The following is a 15,040-nucleotide window of genomic DNA, read 5'->3' as shown; positions in this document are numbered from 1 at the left end:
CCTGCTACCGTCGGCGCGGAACGGCCGGCCGAACACGGCCGGCGCCGGGAAGGAGAGACGACGTGGGCGGCACAGGGACGGCTCGGGACGCGGGCGGCCGGAACGGCGGGGGCGCCGGGAGCGGCGGAAACGGCGGGAACGGCGAGAACGGCGGAGGGGGTGCCGGCGCCGTACGGGCGTACATCGGCTCCTTCACCTCGGAGGGTGGGCGCGGGGTCCTCGCCGCCGAGGTGGACGGGGAGACGGGCGCCCTCACGGTCACCGGCTCCAGCGACGCCGTCGCCGACCCCTCCTTCCTGGCCCTCGCCGGTCCCGTGCTCCACACCGTGTCCGAGACCGACGCCGGCGCCGTGGCCGCCTTCGACGTCACCGGACCCGTGCCCCGGCCGCTCGGCGCGCCCGTACCCGTCGACGGCGCGGGCCCCACGCACCTCTCCCTGGCCGCCGGGCACGTCCTCACCGCCAACTACACCTCCGGCAGCGTCAGCGTCCTGCCCCTGGCCGGGGACGGCACCGCCCGCCCCGTCGCGGCGGTCCTGCGCCACGAGGGGAGCGGCCCCGTCGCCGACCGCCAGAGCGGTCCGCACGCCCACCAGGTGCTCCCCGACCCCAGCGGCCGGTGGGCCGTCAGCGTGGACCTCGGCACCGACTCCGTATGGGTCTACGCCCTCGACCCCGCGACCGGGGTGCCCGCCCTCCACGGCGAGGCCGCGCTGCGTCCCGGCACCGGCCCGCGCCACCTCGCCTTCCACCCGTCCGGCACCCACGCGTACGTCCTGCACGAGCTGGAACCCGTCCTCACCGTCTGCCGGTGGGACGCCGCGACGGGCACCCTCGAACCGCTCGGCGAGACCCCCGTCGTCCCCGCGGGCACCCCCGGCCCCAGCTACCCCTCCGAGGTGGTCGTCGCCCCCGACGGGCGCTTCCTCTGGGCCGCCGTCCGGGGCGACGACACCCTCGCCGTCCTCGCGCTCGACCCGGACGGCGCCGGGGCCGCCCTGACCGCCACCGTGCCCTGCGGAGGCACCTGGCCGCGCGACCTGACCCTCGCCCCCTCCGGGCGGCACCTGTACGCGGCGAACGAGCGCTCCGGCGACGTCACCTGGTTCACCCTCGACCCCGAGACCGGCGTACCCGCCCGCGCGGGCGCGATCGAGGTCCCGGCGGCCTCCTGCGTCGTCTTCGGCTGAGCCGCGCCGGCCCCGGCGGACACGCCGAAGGGCCCGCACCGCCCGGTGCGGGCCCTTCCACGGACGGCGACCGTGACCCTCAGAGCGAGGGCACGCCCTGCGGCTGCTGCGGCGAGATGCCCAGCGCGGCCGTGTACTGCGAGAGCACCAGCTTGCCGATCGCCGGGTAGGCGCCCAGCGGCTCGGCGGCGGCGCACCCCGCCTCCTTCGCGGCCTCGTCGAGGAGGCCGTCGGCCAGCTCGGGACCGATCAGGTACGGGGCGAGGGCCAGCTGCTCCGAGCCGGCGGCGCGCAGCTGCTCGGCGACGGAGGCGATCGAGCCCTCCTGGTCGAGCGCGGCGGCGATCACCGGCACGGCGAGGCGCGCGGCGAGCAGCATGCCGGTGATCCCGGCGGCCCGCACGGCCTCCTCGCCGCCGACCGTCGCCAGGATGATGCCGTCGGCGGCCGTGGTGACCGTGAACAGCCGGGCGCGGTCGGCGCGGGCCAGGCCCACCTCCGACAGGCGCACGTGCAGCGCCTCGGCGAGGAGCGGGTGCGGTCCGAGGACGTCGGTCAGCTCGGCGTTGTTGCCGCCGTCCATCAGGGCCTGGCGGACCTGGCGCATCTGGGCGCTGTCCGGGCTGGCGAGCAGCGGGACGACGACCGCGGCCGGGCCCGTCGGGGCGGGGACCTCGCGGCCGGCGGCGAGGGCCAGCTCGTAGCGGTCGTTGCGCAGCGCGGCGGCGGCCGTCAGGACGCTCGCCAGGGAGGGGTACTCGGCGTCGTCGCCCTCCAGGAAGCCGATCACGGCCTCCAGGCCGGGCAGCTCGGAACGGGCGATGCTCACGACCTCTTCGGCCAGCGAGCGTATGGCGGCGGAAGGCACGCCGGGTACGGCGAGAACCAGCGCGGGAGCGCCCTCGGGCGCCGCCGCGGGTTCGGGGCGACGGTGCCGCCCGGACTGGCGGGGTCGAGGCATTCGTACAGGCAGGCCGGAAGCAGGCCCAGTGGGGGAGCTCATGGCGCCGCATGCTACTGGTTTCGCCCCCGGCGCCGTTCGCTGAGGTGCGACCACGCGTCTTCTGTCCCTCTATGTCCGGCCCGAAACTCCGCTTCCGTTCCGTTTCCGCCCGCCTCTGCCCTTTTCCTGTGTTCTTTTCGTTTCAGGACACCGGCTTCCGCCCGGACGGACGCTCCGGTGGCGCCGCCTCGCCGAAGAGCCGCAGCAGCGTCGCGTCCACCGGCAGCCGCAGCGTGCCGGTGGCGAGCGCCGAGGCGAGGGCGACCGCTCCCGCCAGCGGGTCTCCCTCCGGAGCCGTCGTACGGGCGTGCGGAAGCAGCTCCTCCAGCGCGGCCCGCAGGGGCGCGAGCAGGGGCTCGCCCATTCCGAACAGGCCCCCGGTCAGGGCCACCGCGGCCCCGGGCCCGGCCGGGTACACCGCCTCCGCGGCCTCCGCGACGTGCGCGCCGGCCCGGACGAGGATGTCCGCCGCCACCGGGTCCTCCGGGGCGCAGTGCCCCACCTCCGGCGCGAAGGAGGCGAGCACCGCGGGCCGGTCCGTGCGCGGGTAGAGCAGGCCGGGCAGGCCCGCCACCGGCCCGAACCGCTTCTCCGCCCGGTCCAGGAGCGCCGCCGAGCCTCCCCGCCGCCCGTCGTGCGCCCGCATCGCCGCCTCCAGGCCGGCCCGGCCGATCCAGGCGCCGCCGCCGCAGTCGCCCAGGAGGTGCCCCCAGCCGTCGGCCCGCCGCCAGGTCACCAGGTCCGTGCCGAGCGCGACCATCCCCGTCCCGCCCGCGACGACCGCGCCCGGCCGCTGGCCGAGCGCTCCCGCGTACGCGGTGACCGCGTCGGCCGCGAGCGCGAGCCGCCGCACCCCCCACGCCTCCGCGAGCGCGCCCGGCAGCCCGGCCCGCAGCTCGTCCCCGAGGGTCGCCATCCCGGCGGCACCCACGGCCGCGGCGAGCACCGGCCGCGCGCCGAACGGCTCCCTCAGGGCGCGGACCGCCGGCAGGACCTGCTCCAGGAAGTGGGCGGCGGAGATCCCGCCGGGACCGGTCCGTACGGGTTCGCGCGACGTGCGGCTGCCGAGGACCGTGCCGGTCGCGGCATCCGCCAGGGCGATCCGGAGGCCCGAACCGCCGGAGTCGACCCCGACGACCAGGCCGTCCGGGGCGTCCGGGCTGTCCGGGCCGTCCATGCCGTCCGATCCGCCGGGATCGCCGGGATCGCCGGGTTCGGGGGAAGGGGCGTTCACGGAAACCACGGTGCACCGTCCTCGGGGGAGTGGGCGGATCCTGCGGGGGAGGCGCCCCGCCGGGCGGTCGGGGCCGGTTGTCACTGTAGGCCGGTAGAGTGACGGACCGTGACAGCGCGACCTTTGAACGAACTGGTGGAGCCCGGCTGGGCGGAGGCCCTGAGCCCCGTCGCGGGACGGGTGGCGGCGATGGGCGACTTCCTGCGCGCCGAGATCGCCGCGGGCCGGACCTATCTGCCGTCCGGGCAGAACGTGCTGAGGGCCTTCCAGCAGCCCTTCGACGACGTGCGGGTCCTGATCGTGGGTCAGGACCCCTACCCGACGCCGGGGATGGCGATCGGGCTGAGCTTCGCGGTCGCGCCCGAGGTCCGTTCGCTGCCCGGGAGCCTGGAGAACATCTTCCGGGAGCTGCACACCGACCTGGGCCTGCCCCGCCCGTCGAACGGCGACCTGACCCCCTGGACCCGCCAGGGCGTCCTGCTCCTCAACAGGGCGCTCACCACCGCCCCGCGCAAGCCGGCCGCCCACCGGGGCAAGGGCTGGGAGGAGGTCACCGAGCAGGCGATCCGCGCCCTGGCCGCCCGGGGCAAGCCCCTGGTGTCGATCCTGTGGGGCCGCGACGCCCGCAACGCCCGCCCGCTCCTGGGCGACCTGCCCGCGATCGAGTCCGCGCACCCCTCCCCGATGTCGGCGGACCGGGGCTTCTTCGGCTCCCGGCCCTTCAGCCGCGCCAACGAGCTCCTGCTCGGCCTGGGCGCCCAGCCGGTGGACTGGCGCCTGCCCTGACCCGGCGCGCGGGCCGCGGCGCGCCTCAGACCACCGCCGCCCGCACGCACAGCACGTCCGGCAGGTGCTCGGCGAGGAGGTGCCAGGTGTCCCCGTCGTCGGCGCTCGCGTACACCTCGCCGTTCCGGTTGCCGAAGTAGACGCCCGCCGGGTCCGCGTCGTCCGTGCACAGCGCGTCCCGGAGCACCGTGCCGTAGTGGTCGCCCCCGGGGAGCCCGGCGGTCAGCGGCTCCCAGGTGCTCCCGGCGTCGGTCGTGCGGTAGACCCGGCACCGCCGGCCCGCCGGGACCCGGTCGGAGTCCGCCGTGATGGGGAAGAGGTAGGCGGTGTCCGGGCGGTGGGGGTGGGCCGCGACCGCGAACCCGAAGTCGGAGGGGAGGCCCGCGCCGATGTCGGACCAGACGGCCCCCGCGTCGTCGCTGCGGAAGACGCCCCAGTGGTTCTGGAGGTAGAGCCGGTCGGGATCGCCCGCGTCCTGGGCGATCTTGTGGACGCACTGCCCGAACTCGGGGTACGGGTCCGGCAGGAACACCGCGGACACGCCCGCGTTGGAGGGTTCCCACGCGGCCCCGCCGTCCCGCGACCGGAACACCCCGGCGGTCGAGACCGCGACCGTGAGCGCGTCCGGGTCGCGGGGGTCGGTGACCACGGTGTGCACGGCCTCGCCGCCCCCGCCGGGCACCCACCGCGAACGGGTCGGGTGCTCCCACAGCGGCCGTACCAGCTCGAAGGACTCGCCGCCGTCCGCCGACCGGAAGAGGGCGGCCGGTTCCGTCCCCGCGTACACCACGCCGGGGGAGTGCTCCGGTGCCGGGTGCAGCTGCCAGACGCGCTCCAGGGAGGCCCCGGTGTCCTCGGGGAACCGCACCGCCGGCCGGGCCGGCTCGGTCCAGCTCCGGCCGAGGTCGTCGGAGTGGAAGACGGACGGCCCCCAGTGGGCGCTGTCCCCGCCGGCGAGCAGGCGCGGGGTCGCCCCCCGGGTGTCGACGGCGACCGAGTACACCGCCTGGGCGGGGAACACCGGATCGCCGAACTCCCACCGCCCCCCGTGCCTGCGGCCGATGAAGAGCCCCTTGCGGGTGCCCACGGTCAGGAGTACGTCGGGCATGGCTGCCACCTCCAGGACGTCCTTGTCACGGATACGGCCAGTCTGCACCCGCCCGCCGACCGTGCTCCCCGGACGCGCCCCGGAGTCCTCCCGGGATGTGCGGCCCGGTTCAGATCGCCCAGGCGTACGGGGCCGGCGCGGGGAGTTCGGCGCCGAGTTCGCGGGCGGCGCGGCGGGGCCAGGAGGCGTCCCGCAGCAGCTCGCGGCCGAGGAGGACCGCGTCGGCCTCGCCGTTGGCGAGGATCTTCTCGGCCTGCCCGCTCTCGGTGATGAGGCCGACGGCGGCCACGGGCAGCCCGGTCTCCGCCTTGACGCGGGCGGCGAAGGGCACCTGGTAGCCGGGGCCCACCGGGATGCGGGCCGGTCCGCCGTTCCCGCCGCTGGAGACGTCGAGCAGGTCCACGCCGTGCTCGCGCAGCAGCGCGGCGAGCCGTACGGTCTCGTCCGCCGTCCAGCCCCCCTCCTCCAGCCAGTCGGTGGCGGAGATCCGGAAGAAGACGGGCAGCTCCTCGGGCCACACGGCCCGCACCGCGTCCACGACCTCCAGGGCGAAACGGGTCCGGTTCTCGAAGGAGCCGCCGTACGCGTCCGTGCGGTGGTTGCTGTGCGGGGACAGGAACTCTCCGACGAGGTAGCCGTGGGCGCCGTGCACCTCGACGACCCGGAACCCGGCCTCCAGGGCGCGACGGGCCGCGTCCGCGAACTGTCCGGTGATCTCCCGGATGCGCTCCGGGGTCAGCTCGTCCGGGACCGGGTGGTCCTCGGCGAAGGCGACCGGGCTGGGGCCGACGGGCTGCCAGCCGTTCCCGCCCGGGGTGACGGGGCCGCGGCCCTCCCAGGGGCGGTTGGTCGACGCCTTGCGCCCCGCGTGTCCGATCTGGATCCCGGGCACGGTGCCGTGCTCCTCCAGGAAGCCGGCGATCCGGCGCAGCCCCTCGGTCTGGGCGTCGTTCCAGAGGCCGAGGTCCGCCGGGCTGATGCGGCCCTCGGGGGCGACGGCGGTCGCCTCGACCAGGATCAGCCCGGCGCCGCCGGTGGCGCGGGCGGCGTAGTGGGCGAAGTGCCAGTCGCGGGCGACGCCCGCGTCCGGGCCGGTCGCCTCGGCGGAGTACTGGCACATGGGAGCCATCCAGACCCGGTTGGGAATGGTCAGGGACCGCAGGGTGAGGGGCTCGAAGAGGGCGACGCTCATGACGGACTCCGTTTCGGGATGCCGGGAAGGACGCTCATACGATAGGCATCGTAGTACGACGCATGTCAAACTACGAGAGGTCTCGTACAATGAGGCCGTCCCGGATGAAGTGGAGCCGCCATGACGACCACCGCCGACCCGCGCGCGCTCGAACACCCCGCGCGCGACCGGATCCGCCTCGAAGACGTGCTGCACGCGCTCGCGGACGCCGTGCGCCTGCGGATCGTGCGGGACCTGGCGGGCGAGGGCGCCGAGCTGAGCTGCTCGGACTTCGACCTGCCGGTGACCAAGTCCACCACGACGCACCACTTCCGGGTGCTGCGCGAGAGCGGCGTCGTCCGGCAGGCGTACCGGGGGACGGCCAAGCTCAACACCCTGCGCAGGGACGACCTCGACGCGCTCTTCCCCGGCCTCCTCGACGCCGTGCTCGCCGCGTCGGCGGCCCAGGACGGCCGCGGGGGCGCGGCCGTCTGACGGCCGCGCCCGTGGCGGAGCGCGACCGTCTGACGGCCGCCCCTCGCGGCGGGAGCGCGCGCCCTACAGCGAGCGCATCCGGTTGATCTCCGAGGTCTGCTGGGCGATCACGTCGTTCGCCATCTCCTCCACCAGCACGTTGTTGCCCTCGCTCAACAGCTCGGCCGCCATCGTCACGGCGCCCTGGTGATGGGCGATCATGAGCTTCAGGAAGAGCTCGTCGAAGGCCCGGCCCCCGGCCTTCCCCAGCTCCGCCAGCTGGGCCCCGGTCGCCATGCCGGGCATCGCGTGGTGGTCGTGGCCGCTCTGCTCGCGCGGTCCGCCGTTGCTCTTCAGCCAGCCCTCCATCGCCGCGATCTCCGGCTTCTGCGCGGCCGCGATCCGCTCGGCGACCTTCTTGACCGCCGGGGACTCCGCCCGCTGCGGCACCAGCTCCGTCATCGTCAGGGCCTGGCGGTGGTGCGCGATCATCATCTGCACGTACCGGAAGTCCGCGCCGTTCGGGCTCTCGTCGGGGAGCAGCCGGGCGGCCTCCTCGGGGGACACCCGCCTGGCCGGCTCGCCCGGCCGCCCCGGCGCCACCACGGTGACCCCCGTCGGGGACGCGACGGCCTCCGCCCCTCTCCCGTCCGGCTCCGAGTCGCAGGCGCCCAGGGCGAGTACGGCGACGGCGGACAGGAGCGCGGCCACGACGGCGCGCTGGCGGCGGATCAACAACGTGACCTCCAGGTGTTCTTGCGGGACGGGATCGTCCTCACACTTTCCGCGGGGCACCGGCCGGAATCCTTCATGACGTCCGTGTTGCCATCTGTTGAGATGTGCACGGCAAGGAACATACTGCCGGGGTCCCACACCCGTTCACGACCGAACGGACCCCAGGGAGGACGGAGTGACTTCGTTGCGTACCCCGCTTACCACGTCCACCGCGCGAGTTCCGCGCGGACGGGCCAGACGGCTGGGCGTGGCATCCGCCGCGGCCGGCCTGCTGGCCACACTGCTCGCCGCCGGACCCGCCGCCGCCACGCCGGACCCCGGAGACGCCCCCGCGCGGAGCGGAATCTCCCGGGAGCAGGCGGCCGACACGCGCGCCGCCCTCCGGAGCGGCGAGATACCCGGGGTGGACCAGATCGTCCACACCCCGAACATCGAGCACCTCGCGAACATCCCCAAGGACGCCCTTCCGGGCCTCAACACCGACCTCGCCTTCCAGGGCAAGTACGCCTTCGCGGGGAACTACGACGGCTTCCGGATCTTCGACATCAGCAGGCCGAGCGCGCCCGAGACCGTCGCCCAGGTCCTCTGCCCCGGTTCCCAGAACGACATCTCGGTCTCCGGGAACCTGCTCTTCCTCTCCACCGACTCCTCCCGCAGCGACGACTCCTGCGCGAGCACCACGCAGCCCGCCACGGTCAAGGAATCCTGGGAGGGCATGAAGATCTTCGACATCAGCGACATCCGCAACCCGAAGTACGTCGCCTCCGTCGAGACCGCGTGCGGCTCCCACACCCACACGCTGGTGCCGAAGCGCAAGGACGTGTACGTCTACGTCTCGTCGTACAGCCCCAGCGCCGCCTTCCCGGACTGCCGGCCCCCGCACGACGGCATCTCGGTCATCAAGGTGCCGCGCAAGGCGCCCCAGAAGGCCGAGGTCGTCGCCTTCCCGGTGCTCTTCCCGGGCGAGGGCCCGGACGGCGGCGGCAACCCCGGCGCCCCCACCAACCCGGGCGTCTCCAAGACCACCGGCTGCCACGACATCACCGTGCTGCCGGGCAAGGACCTCGCGGCCGGCGCCTGCATGGGCGACGGCATCCTCTTCGACATCTCGGACCCCGAGCGGCCCCGGGTGATCGACCGCGTCCAGGACAACGTCAACTTCTCGTTCTGGCACTCCGCGACCTTCAACCAGAAGGCGGACAAAGTCGTCTTCACCGACGAGCTGGGCGGCGGCGGCGCGGCCACCTGCAACGCCGAGGTCGGCCCGAACCGGGGCGCGGACGGCGTCTACGACATCGTCGGCAAGGGGAAGAAGCGCAAGCTCGTCTTCCGCAGCTACTTCAAGATCCCGCGCCACCAGGCCGCCACCGAGAACTGCGTCGCCCACAACGGCTCGCTGATCCCGGTCGAGGGCAGGGACATCATGGTCCAGGCCTGGTACCAGGGCGGCGTCTCCGTCTGGGACTTCACCGACTCCGCCCGGCCGAAGGAGATCGCCCACTTCGACCGGGGTCCGCTCTCCGACACCACCCTCTCGGTCGGCGGCTCCTGGTCCGCGTACTACTACAACGGCCACATCTACTCGAACGACATCGCCAAGGGCTTCGACGTCCTCAAGATCTCCGACCGCCGCACCGATCCCGCGAAGCGGGTCCGGCTCGACGAGTTCAACGCCCAGACCCAGCCGGACTACTTCGACTGATCCCCGGGCCGCCCGGCGTCCCGGGCGACGGCGTGCCGCCGGACGGGCTCCCGTCCGGCGGCACGCCCGCCTCCCGGTCCAGGCCGTACCGGTGGAACAGCTCCGAACGCAGCCGCGTCCACGGCATCGGCGCACCCGGCAGCAGCACCGCCACCACCGCGCCCATCAGCAGCGCCCGCAGCAGCGGGTAGTCCGTGTCCACGTCCTCGGAGCCGTACCGCGCGAGCGTGTCGCGCAGCAGGAAGGCGAGGCGCTGCTGCTCCTCGCACCGCACGAAGCCCTCGGCCTGCAGGATGCCCGCCATGTGGGTCCGCATCAGGGTGGGGTGCTCCACCGCCAGCCCCAGGATCGCGTCGATCGCGCGGGCCAGCCGCTCCCGGCCGTCCTCCGTGCGCGGCTCGCGCTCCAGGGCGGCCTCCAGGGTGAGGTGCATCAGCCGGTGCACCGCCGACTGGAGCAGTTGCCGCTTGCCCGGGAAGTAGTACGAGATCAGCCCCCGCGCCGTACCGGCCCGCTCCGCGATGTCGCCGAGCGTGGTCGCCTCGTAGCCCCTGGTGTCGACCAGCTCCACGGCGGCCCGCAGGATGCGCTCCCGCGACCGGCGCCGGAGCTCTTCATTGACCGATGCGCTACGCGGGGACATGCTGGACTCCTGCGTTGACTGGCTGACGGCCAGTATACTCGGCGCGTCCTGTCGGTACGCCCTCGTGGCGGACCGCCGGGGACGCCGTCTGTTCTGGGCGACACGGGGGATCGTCCAGAACAGACGGCTTCATCGCGCCCCTCCGGCCCGGCCCGCGCCGCCCTCCGCGCCGTTCCCGCCCGGCGACGCGGCCCGCGCCTCCCTCCTCCGGTACGTGAGCACGGCCACGGCCACGCAGCACCACCCCAGGAGCCACCCCCCGAGGACGTCCGAGGGCCAGTGGACGCCCAGGTAGACCCGCGTCCACCCCACTCCGAGCACCGACACGACGGCGGCGCCCGTGAGCGCGCCCCAGCCCCGCCACCCGTCCCGCCAGTGCAGGGCCAGGACCCACAGCAGCAGTCCGCAGGTGACCGTCGCCGTCATCGCGTGCCCGGACGGGAAGGCCGCGTACCGCGCCGAGTCGACCGGATCGGGCCAGTGGGGCCGGTCCCGTCCGACCAGTGCCTTGAGGCCCTGCTGGAGTCCCACGGTCAGCAGGCTCGTCCCCGCCACCCACACGGCGAGCCACCGTTCTCCCCGCCACCACAGCAGCCCCACGGCGACGGCGGCCAGCAGCCGCATCGTCACGGGGTCCCACACCCAGTCGCTCAGGACGCGGTTCGCCCGGGTGAACCCGGGATGGGCGACGGCACTGCGGTGCAGCTCCCCGGCGACCGACCGGTCGAAGGAGAGCAGCGGGGACCAGCCCGCGGCGACGCAGACGAGCAGGAGGACGGCCAGGACACCGGTGACCACGGCGGAGGAGCGCATGGGCCGATCCTGCCGCACGGACGGCCCCGCGCCGCCCTCCCCACGCCTCGCGCGGCCTTCTCCCGGGTTCGTACGCCTCCCGCGCGCCGTCTGCCGCACCCCGGGCGCGGTCCGGCGCCGCGACGGCCGTCAGCCCAGCGCGCCGAAGGCGGGGAGGAAGGCCACGAGCACCGGGACCACGGGGACCAGGGAGGCGGTCGCCGTCAGGCGCAGCCGGCGGCCGGCCGTGAGCCGGGGCGCCGCGGCCAGGAGGCGGTCCACCCGCTGCGGCAGGCCCGCGTCCGGCCCCGGGCCGGGGCCGAACACCCCGCGCTCCTCGTTCAGTCCGACCAGGGCGAGGGCCACCGTCAGACGGCCGAACCGGCGCGAGGCCACGTCGTCGGCGGCCAGCTCCACCAGCCGGTGCATCTCCTCGCGGAAGGCCGCGAAGACGGGGACGCCCGGGAACCCGGCGGCCAGCGCCGCCGAGCAGTGCAGCAGCCAGTCGTGCCGGGCACGGGCGTGGCCCTGTTCGTGCGCCAGGACCGCGTCCAGCTGTCGCCCCTTCAGGCGGCGCAGCGCCGCCGTGGTGACGACCAGCCGGGGCGTGGGCCCCGGCATCCACCAGGCGCCCGCCCGTTCGCCCTCCAGGACCACCAGGCGCTCGCCGTCCGGCTCCTCCCCGGGCAGCAGGGGCACGCGGGCGAGCAGGTCGTGGCGGCGCCGCCGGAGCCGGGCGCGGGCCAGGCCGATCTCCCGGCCCAGCATCGCCCCGGACCACACCCCGCCGGCCGCGAGGGCCACGGCGAGCACCGCCGACCAGGGCCCGGTCGTGCCGAGTTCGTACGCGTCGACCACGGCGCGCGGCGCGGGCGCGAAGAGCCGGCCCCGTACGGCCTGCCAGGCGGCCGAGGCGCTGAACGTCATGGAGAGCGCGAAGCTCAGCAGGACGGCGGCCACCACGCACTGCCACACCCACAGGGCCACCACGGGTTCTCGCTCCACCCAGTCGGCGCGGGACAGCGGCCGGGGGGCCGCGAGGGCGGTCAGGAGGCCGAGCAGGAACAGCGCGAGGGAGACCCACATGGCGGCAGCCTATGAGCGCGGTACCGGCCGGGGGTACGGGCGCGAACGGCAAGTGACGTACGCCACGGCCGGGTTGGCCGGGCCGTCTCCCCGGCGGGCCGGGAGAGCGGGCCCGGGGCGCGCCGGACCGCCGGACGCCGGAACCGCGCGGACCGGACCCGCGCGGCCGGTCCCGTGCGACGCGCCCCGCGAGGGGCCCGCGCGCCTCACAGCGTCACCAGCATCGCCACCATGGCCAGCGCCATCGAGACCCGGCACGCGAGCGTCAGCTCCGGTCCGGGGGTCCGGGGCGCCGGTGCCGGACGGCCCGCGGGCGCCGCCACCGGGACGAGCCGCGCCCCCGCGCGCAGGACGTACACCGCGTAGTAGAGGAGGAGGAGGCCCGTGAGTACGGGCACGCCGCCCGCGCCGGACGTCGTGTGCCCCGCGTGCGCCCCCGGGGTGCCGGGGGCCGCCATCGTCACCGCCATGTAGACCATGGCGAGCGAACCCACCAGGTGGTGCGGGTGGTGACCGCCGTGCCGGACGGTGGACAGCCCGTGCAGCGCCGCCGCGCCGAACACCGCCGCGTACACCCCCCAGCTCCACCCCGGCGGCGCGAGGGCGCCGGCGGGCAGCGCCATGAACGCCATCCCGAACCCCATCAGCGCCTCGCCGCCCGCGGCCCGTCGCTCCTCCCCGGCGCACCTCCGCGCCCGCAGCAGGCAGTACGCGCCGGTCGCCCCGCACAGCGCGACCAGCAGCCATCCGGACAGAGCCGGTCCGTGCACGGCACACCCCCTCGACGCGGTCGTGATCCCCGGGGAGGGATGCCCGGCCCCCGGGGAGGTCACGCGGGCGCACGGTTGCGCGGAGGCGTACGAGGGGGAGCGAAGGGCGCGCGTTAGGCTCGGTGCGCTTGCGCACCCGATCACCGACGCCCGAGGGGGGCCGCAGATGGACGCCACCACGTCCCGGGAGACCGGACGGATCCACTACCGCGAGGCGGTCCCGGAGGACGTCCCCGTCCTCGTCCCGCTGGTCGAGTCGGCCTACCGGGGCGACGCCAGCCGGGCGGGCTGGACCACGGAGGCGGACATCCTCCGGGGGCAGCGCGTCGACGCCGAGGGCGTGACCGCCGTCATCGCCGCTCCCGGCAGCCGGCTCCTGGTGGTCGAGCGGGACGGGGAGGTCGTCGCCTGCTGCCAGCTGGAGCACCGGGGCGAGGCCGCCTACTTCGGCATGTTCGCCGTCCGCCCGGAACTCCAGGGCGCGGGCCTCGGCAAGCGGATCATCGCCGAGGCCGAACGCCGGGTGCGCGAGCTGTGGGACGTGCGCGAGATGCACATGACGGTGATCTCCGTGCGCGAGGAGCTGATCGCCTGGTACGAGCGGCGCGGTTACCGGCGCACGGGCCGGACGACTCCCTTCCCCTATGGCGACGAGCGTTTCGGGGTGCCCCAGCGCGACGACCTGGAGTTCGAGCTCCTGGTCAAGCCGCTGGTGTGACCCCAGAGGGAACCCGGAGGGCGGAAGCGTGGCCTCCACCCTGAACGGCAGGAAAAACTTCTGTCACCAGGGGGGTCGCGCAGGATGATTTCCCTTGATCCTCTTGTGGGGAAGGAGCGTCGGTGGTTACCGTGTCCTGACGCAAGGTTCTCCTGTGGAGGAAGAGGCATGACGGAAGTTCTTGTGCAGGACGCGACCGGCAGGGGCATGTCCACCGACGCCCGGGTGATCGACCACCCGGCCTGGCCCGAGCTCAAGGGGGCCGTGGAGGAGATCCGCGCCTGGCAGGGCGCGGACGGCTCCATCGACTTCGAGGCCGAGGGCGCGCCCTCCCGCTCCCTCGTCGAGCTGACCGTCGACCGTGTCGTCTCCGCCGTCGAGCAGCTCTCCCCGCTCCTGCCGCACGACGCCGCCTACCACCGCGCCCTCGTCTCCGACCTGCGCAAGTGGGCCGAGAGCGGCTTCGCGGTCCCGGACTTCCTGGACGCGCTGCTCGCCTTCCAGCCGGCCGCCGACCGCGTCGACGGGCTCCAGCACCTCGTCCTCTTCCCCATGTACACGCAGAACGGCAATCCGGACCGCAACCTGGAGGCCGTCGTCCTCCGCATGGTCTGGCCCGAGTGGCTCGCCGAGCTGGAGCGCACCCGCTACGACAACCCGCTCTTCTGCGGCATCACCTTCGAGGACTTCACCGCCGGGTACGACACCAACTCGGCCGTCCTCTTCCCCGAGACCATCGCCGTCCGCGAGGCCCCCGAGCGCTTCACCTGGGGCGGCATCTTCTGCGACCGCGAGGCCGCCCGCTTCCGCAAGGTCACCGAGGCCGCCGTCGACACCCTCGGCATCGAGCTGCCCGCCGACATCGCCGCGATGATCGGCGACCAGGAGCGCTGCGAGAAGGCGTTCGTGCTCTGGGACATGGTCCACGACCGCACCCACAGCCACGGCGACCTGCCCTTCGACCCCTTCATGATCAAGCAGCGCCAGCCGTTCTGGATGTACGGCCTGGAGGAGCTGCGCTGCGACCTCACCGCCTTCAAGGAGGCCGTGAAGCTGGAGGCCGAGGGCAACACGCACGGCCGTGACGTGCAGTACGCCGTCCTCTTCGACCGCATGTTCCGCTTCCCGCTCACCGGCGACCGGAACCGCAACTACGACGGCCTCGGCGGCCAGCTCCTCTTCGCGTACCTCCACAAGCACGACGTGGTGCGCTGGACGGACAACACGCTCAGGATCGACTGGCAGCGGGCCCCCGAGGTCACCAACCAGCTCTGCGCCGAGATCGAGAAGCTCTACCGCGACGGCATCGACCGTCCCAAGCTCGTCCACTGGTTCAAGGCGTACGAGCTGGTCTCCGCCTACCTCGCCCCCCACCCGGGGTCGAAGTGGGCCAAGGGTCCCGACGCCCTCGACCTGTCCCTGCCGCCGCGCAAGCTCGTCGACGACGTGCTTCCGGACGAGTTTCCGCTCAGCATGTTCTTCGAGGCCCTCGCCAAGAAGCTGAAGGGCGTGATCGCCGACACCAAGGGGATCACCGCCGCCGACGTCCCGTCCACCGGTCGGGCCGCCGCGTGAGCGCTCCCGCCGGAGAACCCGGGAACGCCGAACACACGGAGGAGACGGTGCCC

General features: G+C 74.6%; 15 protein-coding genes. 6 read left to right on the top strand and 9 right to left on the bottom strand.

Features of this window, described 5'->3' with window-relative positions; genetic code table 11:
* Window positions 1–182 precede the first annotated feature (182 nt).
* Window positions 183–1,190, top strand: a complete 1,008-nt coding sequence (locus ACFYZY_RS10795) for a lactonase family protein (RefSeq protein WP_388692463.1) — start codon at window positions 183–185, stop codon at window positions 1,188–1,190.
* Window positions 1,191–1,269: 79 nt separating this feature from the next.
* On the opposite strand, the gene ACFYZY_RS10790 is transcribed toward ACFYZY_RS10795, so the two are convergent.
* Entirely contained in the window at window positions 1,270–2,193 is a 924-nt protein-coding gene (locus tag ACFYZY_RS10790) for a sirohydrochlorin chelatase (RefSeq protein ID WP_388692042.1), read from the bottom strand.
* Between the two features lie 142 nt (window positions 2,194–2,335).
* Window positions 2,336–3,370, bottom strand: coding sequence for an N-acetylglucosamine kinase (locus ACFYZY_RS10785; RefSeq protein ID WP_388692462.1), 1,035 nt, complete (start codon window positions 3,368–3,370; stop codon window positions 2,336–2,338).
* 165 nt (window positions 3,371–3,535) lie between these two features.
* On the opposite strand from ACFYZY_RS10785, the gene ACFYZY_RS10780 reads away from it, so the two are divergent.
* Window positions 3,536–4,213, top strand: coding sequence for a uracil-DNA glycosylase (locus tag ACFYZY_RS10780; protein ID WP_388692040.1), 678 nt, complete (start codon window positions 3,536–3,538; stop codon window positions 4,211–4,213).
* A 25-nt stretch (window positions 4,214–4,238) separates the two neighbouring features.
* Here the strand turns inward: ACFYZY_RS10780 and ACFYZY_RS10775 are convergent, their stop codons facing one another.
* On the bottom strand, window positions 4,239–5,321 hold the full coding sequence (locus ACFYZY_RS10775; RefSeq protein WP_388692037.1) for a WD40/YVTN/BNR-like repeat-containing protein: 1,083 nt from the start codon (window positions 5,319–5,321) through the stop codon (window positions 4,239–4,241).
* A gap of 109 nt (window positions 5,322–5,430) precedes the next feature.
* A complete protein-coding gene (locus tag ACFYZY_RS10770) occupies window positions 5,431–6,513 on the bottom strand; it encodes an NADH:flavin oxidoreductase/NADH oxidase (RefSeq protein ID WP_388692034.1) in 1,083 nt (360 codons plus the stop codon).
* 120 nt (window positions 6,514–6,633) lie between these two features.
* On the opposite strand from ACFYZY_RS10770, the gene ACFYZY_RS10765 reads away from it, so the two are divergent.
* Complete coding sequence (locus ACFYZY_RS10765; RefSeq protein WP_388692033.1) at window positions 6,634–6,987, top strand: ArsR/SmtB family transcription factor; 354 nt, start codon at window positions 6,634–6,636, stop codon at window positions 6,985–6,987.
* A 63-nt stretch (window positions 6,988–7,050) separates the two neighbouring features.
* Here ACFYZY_RS10765 and ACFYZY_RS10760 read toward each other — a convergent pair whose 3' ends face one another.
* On the bottom strand, window positions 7,051–7,704 hold the full coding sequence (locus ACFYZY_RS10760) for a DUF305 domain-containing protein (RefSeq protein ID WP_388692460.1): 654 nt from the start codon (window positions 7,702–7,704) through the stop codon (window positions 7,051–7,053).
* A gap of 172 nt (window positions 7,705–7,876) precedes the next feature.
* Between ACFYZY_RS10760 and ACFYZY_RS10755 the strand changes: the two genes are divergently transcribed.
* Complete coding sequence (locus ACFYZY_RS10755) at window positions 7,877–9,403, top strand: LVIVD repeat-containing protein (RefSeq protein ID WP_388692031.1); 1,527 nt, start codon at window positions 7,877–7,879, stop codon at window positions 9,401–9,403.
* Here the strand turns inward: ACFYZY_RS10755 and ACFYZY_RS10750 are convergent.
* From ACFYZY_RS10750 to ACFYZY_RS10735, 4 genes are all read right to left on the bottom strand, one after another.
* On the bottom strand, window positions 9,369–10,046 hold the full coding sequence (locus ACFYZY_RS10750; protein ID WP_388692030.1) for a TetR/AcrR family transcriptional regulator: 678 nt from the start codon (window positions 10,044–10,046) through the stop codon (window positions 9,369–9,371). The genes ACFYZY_RS10755 and ACFYZY_RS10750 overlap by 35 nt on opposite strands.
* Before the next feature lie 129 nt (window positions 10,047–10,175).
* A complete protein-coding gene (locus tag ACFYZY_RS10745) occupies window positions 10,176–10,859 on the bottom strand; it encodes a phosphatase PAP2 family protein (RefSeq protein ID WP_388692027.1) in 684 nt (227 codons plus the stop codon).
* A 129-nt stretch (window positions 10,860–10,988) separates the two neighbouring features.
* Entirely contained in the window at window positions 10,989–11,924 is a 936-nt protein-coding gene (locus ACFYZY_RS10740; protein ID WP_388692024.1) for a M56 family metallopeptidase, read from the bottom strand.
* Between the two features lie 206 nt (window positions 11,925–12,130).
* Window positions 12,131–12,694 (bottom strand): DUF5134 domain-containing protein, encoded by a 564-nt coding sequence (locus ACFYZY_RS10735; RefSeq protein ID WP_388692022.1) that lies wholly within the window; start codon window positions 12,692–12,694, stop codon window positions 12,131–12,133.
* A 166-nt stretch (window positions 12,695–12,860) separates the two neighbouring features.
* Here ACFYZY_RS10735 and ACFYZY_RS10730 point away from each other — a divergent pair, with 166 nt between their 5' ends.
* Together ACFYZY_RS10730 and ACFYZY_RS10725 are read left to right on the top strand one after the other, a co-directional pair.
* A complete protein-coding gene (locus ACFYZY_RS10730) occupies window positions 12,861–13,412 on the top strand; it encodes a GNAT family N-acetyltransferase (protein ID WP_388692019.1) in 552 nt (183 codons plus the stop codon).
* 168 nt (window positions 13,413–13,580) lie between these two features.
* A complete protein-coding gene (locus ACFYZY_RS10725; RefSeq protein WP_388692016.1) occupies window positions 13,581–14,987 on the top strand; it encodes a DUF6421 family protein in 1,407 nt (468 codons plus the stop codon).
* The last annotated feature ends 53 nt before the right edge of the window (window positions 14,988–15,040 follow it).

This window comes from Streptomyces sp. NPDC001744 (assembly GCF_042892575.1).
Lineage (GTDB): Bacteria > Actinomycetota > Actinomycetes > Streptomycetales > Streptomycetaceae > Streptomyces.
Note: the sequence above shows the minus strand (reverse complement) of the source record. Positions and strands in the feature narration are given on the sequence as shown.

Excerpts from the sequence above, each read along its gene's own strand:
- ACFYZY_RS10725 (WP_388692016.1), top strand. The coding sequence starts at position 13,581 with ATGACGGAAGTTCTTGTGCAGGACGCGACCGGCAGGGGCATGTCCACC.
- ACFYZY_RS10770 (WP_388692034.1), bottom strand. The coding sequence starts at position 6,513 with ATGAGCGTCGCCCTCTTCGAGCCCCTCACCCTGCGGTCCCTGACCATT.
- ACFYZY_RS10775 (WP_388692037.1), bottom strand. The coding sequence starts at position 5,321 with ATGCCCGACGTACTCCTGACCGTGGGCACCCGCAAGGGGCTCTTCATC.
- ACFYZY_RS10730 (WP_388692019.1), top strand. The coding sequence starts at position 12,861 with ATGGACGCCACCACGTCCCGGGAGACCGGACGGATCCACTACCGCGAG.
- ACFYZY_RS10750 (WP_388692030.1), bottom strand. The coding sequence starts at position 10,046 with ATGTCCCCGCGTAGCGCATCGGTCAATGAAGAGCTCCGGCGCCGGTCG.
- ACFYZY_RS10765 (WP_388692033.1), top strand. The coding sequence starts at position 6,634 with ATGACGACCACCGCCGACCCGCGCGCGCTCGAACACCCCGCGCGCGAC.
- ACFYZY_RS10785 (WP_388692462.1), bottom strand. The coding sequence starts at position 3,370 with ATGGACGGCCCGGACAGCCCGGACGCCCCGGACGGCCTGGTCGTCGGG.
- ACFYZY_RS10740 (WP_388692024.1), bottom strand. The coding sequence starts at position 11,924 with ATGTGGGTCTCCCTCGCGCTGTTCCTGCTCGGCCTCCTGACCGCCCTC.
- ACFYZY_RS10745 (WP_388692027.1), bottom strand. The coding sequence starts at position 10,859 with ATGCGCTCCTCCGCCGTGGTCACCGGTGTCCTGGCCGTCCTCCTGCTC.
- ACFYZY_RS10790 (WP_388692042.1), bottom strand. The coding sequence starts at position 2,193 with ATGAGCTCCCCCACTGGGCCTGCTTCCGGCCTGCCTGTACGAATGCCT.